5 protein-coding genes and 1 pseudogene are annotated in these 3,504 nt (G+C 58.1%); 4 read left to right on the top strand and 2 right to left on the bottom strand.

Annotation, left to right across the window (positions count from 1 at the left end):
- Together VL202_RS21510 and VL202_RS21505 are read right to left on the bottom strand one after the other, a co-directional pair.
- On the bottom strand, positions 1–225 hold a 225-nt coding region (locus tag VL202_RS21510), incomplete at its 3' end, for a prepilin peptidase (protein WP_325466094.1).
- A 158-nt stretch (positions 226–383) separates the two neighbouring features.
- Positions 384–566 carry a Flp family type IVb pilin gene (locus tag VL202_RS21505; RefSeq protein WP_056337606.1) on the bottom strand — a complete coding sequence of 61 codons (183 nt, stop codon included), beginning with the start codon at positions 564–566 and terminating at the stop codon, positions 384–386.
- A gap of 295 nt (positions 567–861) precedes the next feature.
- Here VL202_RS21505 and VL202_RS21500 point away from each other — a divergent pair, with 295 nt between their 5' ends.
- The 4 genes and pseudogenes from VL202_RS21500 to VL202_RS21485 all read left to right on the top strand — a co-directional run.
- A complete protein-coding gene (locus VL202_RS21500) occupies positions 862–1,287 on the top strand; it encodes a pilus assembly protein N-terminal domain-containing protein (RefSeq protein WP_325466093.1) in 426 nt (141 codons plus the stop codon).
- A gap of 179 nt (positions 1,288–1,466) precedes the next feature.
- Positions 1,467–2,108 (top strand): TadE/TadG family type IV pilus assembly protein, encoded by a 642-nt coding sequence (locus tag VL202_RS21495; protein WP_325466092.1) that lies wholly within the window; start codon positions 1,467–1,469, stop codon positions 2,106–2,108.
- A gap of 2 nt (positions 2,109–2,110) precedes the next feature.
- A complete protein-coding gene (locus tag VL202_RS21490) occupies positions 2,111–2,749 on the top strand; it encodes a TadE/TadG family type IV pilus assembly protein (RefSeq protein WP_325466091.1) in 639 nt (212 codons plus the stop codon).
- A gap of 149 nt (positions 2,750–2,898) precedes the next feature.
- Positions 2,899–3,504 (top strand): annotated as a pseudogene (locus VL202_RS21485) (phosphopentomutase); the annotation flags it as partial.

Genomic DNA, 3,504 nt, shown 5'->3' with positions numbered 1-3,504 from the left:
GATATTGAGCGCGAAAAGCGCGAAACAGGCCGCAAAGACGGCCAGGCCGGCAAGCAGATGAACGCCCATGCCCGCGAGGCCAAGGCCAGCGAGCGGTGCTACCAGCACAAAGGCGCCGAGAAGAATGGCGGAAACCCGGTTAGGGATGGTCATGGTGAAGAGATCGGAAAAGGCCGCAATCGCGAGGCAAAGCGGAAATACCACAAATATGGCTGCCTCTGTCATGGTTTCCCCAACATTGAACTCAGAATGTATAGCCCACAGAATTTACAAGTATCGGATTAAGGATTCGTTGCTGCCAAGCTGTTGATATTAAAAGGCCGCCTCCTTTCGGAGACGGCCTTCAGCATCGTCAATCAGTTTAGCTTGACGTTCAACGCTGTTTAGCGAGCGTCGTTTGCCGTATCCAGCTCATCTGCGAGCTCGCCGAATGTGGTGTTAAGCTGGTCGCCCAGCGTCGTCGCGCCGGCGATCAGGGCAACGGAGATCAGGGCTGCGATCAGGCCGTATTCGATCGCGGTAGCGCCGGACTCGTCCTTCATGAAACGCGAAAAAAGCTTGGTCATGTATTTCTCCTACTTCACTTTGTTGTTCAGCACTTCCGCCAACTGTTTCCGTTGATCGGATGAAGCGAACCTACACAGGGTGAATTTCGATCGGCTTAAGGAAAACAGTTACCCATCCGTTAACAAAGGATGGCGGCTTTCATAGTAAACGGACCATCAATGTCCCGCTTTCGATCGAAGTTTGCAGATGGTCGACAGCGCGGGCGCGACCAAGGCACGGCTTTGCGCGCGAACATTAAGGCTTCATTCACCAAAACCGGCGATGCTAAATCATCCGCATCATCAGGAAACGGTCATGAACTTGCAAAACTCGGTCATCGGCACCCGGCTGCTGGCACCCGCCTTCGCAGGCTTTGCCGCTATCACGCTGTTTTTTGCAAACCCGGCCTCCGCCGCCGAGGAAATGATGCGCGTCTTCATGGATCACGCGCGCGTTCTCAAACTGGACCGGCCGATCAGCAAGGTGATCATCGGCAATTCGGACGTGGCGGATGCCACCGTCGCCGATGCGAAGACAATCGTGCTCACCGGCCGCTCCTTCGGCACGACCAATCTCGTCATTCTCGATATCGACGGCAACGCGATCGTCGACGAACGCATCCTGGTCTCGATCGACGAAGGCAATACGCTACGCGTCTTCCGCCAGACGAACCGTACCGTCCTGTCCTGCACACCCAATTGCGAGGAGCATGCCGCGCGGAAATCCGCCTCCGGCAACTGACGGCGGCTGTTCGATCGTCATGCCTGCGGGAATAAGGGCGAGGCTTTCTGCCCGATTGCTCACCTGATGCTTACCAAACGGTAAGCCGCTCAACTCGAATTGTCCCATTATCTGCATACGAAATATAAACAGTCATTTCCTAGACTGCCTTATCGTGTGGCTGCTGGTGGACATGACGGATGCTGAAATACGAAAGCGAAACTTCCGCAAAGAAAGCCGGCCCCGCGCCATCAGGCGGCAAGGGCCTGCTGCGGCGGCTGTTCAGGGAAAGAACCGGCGCGACGGCAATCGAATTCGCTATCCTAGCCGTTCCGTTCATGCTCGTCGTTTTCGCAACCCTTGAAACATTCGTGGCCTTTACCGGCGAACAACTGCTTGCCAATGCCACCGAGACGATGGCTCGCAAGATCCGCACCGGTGAAATTACCTCCGGGGTCAATCCCGCGACCGATATGGATCAAGAAGTATTTCGGCGAGCGTTCTGCGACGAAATCGCCATAATAATGACGTGCTCGCCGACCGAAGCCACCACTGCCTCCAAGCTCTTCATCGACGTGCGCAGCTATGACAATTTTTCGGATATTCCGACCGATATCCCGCGCAAAGTGTCATCGGACCGTTCGTCCGACTTCAATCCCACCGGCTTCAAATTCGATCCCGGCGGACCGAAATCGATCAATGTGCTTCGGGCCTTTTACCGCTGGGACGTCGCGACCGATCTTGTCCGCCCCTATGTCACCAATCTGCGTCCTGCCGGCAGCAGCATGCCACATGATTACTTGATGGTGTCGACGGCAACCTTCGTCAACGAGAACTATTGAGGATGACGATGAAAACCGCCTACCGTCACTCCATCGGGGCACTTTCGAGGAAGGCAGCCGTTCTGCGCGCCTTCTTCAAGGACCGGCGCGGCACTGGCGGCGTCGAATTCGCCATCATCGTCCCACTGCTGATCGCCGCCTATCTCGGATCCTTCGAACTGACACTGGGTTACAGTGTCGCCCGCAAGGTGGCACGTGCGGCCAGCACCGTCACCGATATCCTCACCCGGGAGGACCAATGGAGCAAGAATTCGCTTAATGCCATGCCGAATGTGGTAAAGGGCGTCATGGCCCCCTTCCAGCCGAAAAACGGGTCGACATTGAAGGTGACGGGCATCAAGGTCATGGCGCCGGGCGTCGGTGTCGTCGTCTGGTCGCGTGGCTGGTCCGGCAATTGGGCCGGGACCTCCGAGCCGACCGGTTCCGTCGCTTATATTCCAGGTATCCCAGTGACGTTTCCGGACGATATCGCGGCCGCGAACGACTTCATCGTGCGTACAGAGATCGACGTTCCCCACGATATTCTGCTGTTCGCGGCCGATATGACCGACAAGACTTTAAAACCGATTCATATTGCCAAGACCTATTATTTTCGCCAGCGCATCGGCAATATGAGCACCTGCAGCGATTGCGCGTTCTGACGCGCACTGCCTGACGGCTTGTGCTCATTTGCAATCCGGCGCGGCGCGGCGTAAATCTTTGCGCCTTCTTTGCCGCATCATCGGGGCGTGGAGCGACAACAACCATCTGCCGTCGCCTTTAAAAACGACGGCAGCCTTGCGGGGAATTCATGGCGCGTGCCTTTCTGTTCGTTCTCGATTCCTTCGGCATAGGCGGCGCGCCGGACGCGGCCGGTTTTGGCGATGAGGGCGCCGATACGCTCGGGCATATCGCCGAGTTCTGCGCGGCCGGGGCCGGCGACAGGCCGGGCCTGCGCGAAGGGCCGCTGCTGTTGCCGAACCTGTCGGCGCTCGGATTACTGCACGCCGCCAGGCTCGCAGCCGGCCGTTTGCCCGCCGGCATGCCGATGCCGGAAATGCTATCCGGGCTCTACGGCGCCGCAAGCGAAGTGTCGCGCGGCAAGGATACGCCCTCCGGCCACTGGGAAATCGCCGGCACGCCGGTGCGTTTCGACTGGGGCTATTTTTCCGCCGAGGGCGATGCCTTTCCGCCCGAACTTGTCGAGGCCATCTGCCGGGAAGGCAATGTGCCAGGCATCCTTGGCAACTGCCATGCCTCAGGCACCGATATCATCGCCCGGCATGGTGAGGAGCATATGCGCAGCGGCAAGCCGATCTGCTATACATCATCGGATTCCGTTTTCCAGATCGCCGCGCACGAGCACTCGTTCGGGCTGGAGCGGCTGCTCGAACTCTGCCTGATAGTGCGCCGCCTG

Source organism: Pararhizobium sp., from assembly GCF_035497515.1.
Lineage (GTDB): Bacteria > Pseudomonadota > Alphaproteobacteria > Rhizobiales > Rhizobiaceae > Pararhizobium.
Note: the sequence above shows the minus strand (reverse complement) of the source record. Positions and strands in the feature narration are given on the sequence as shown.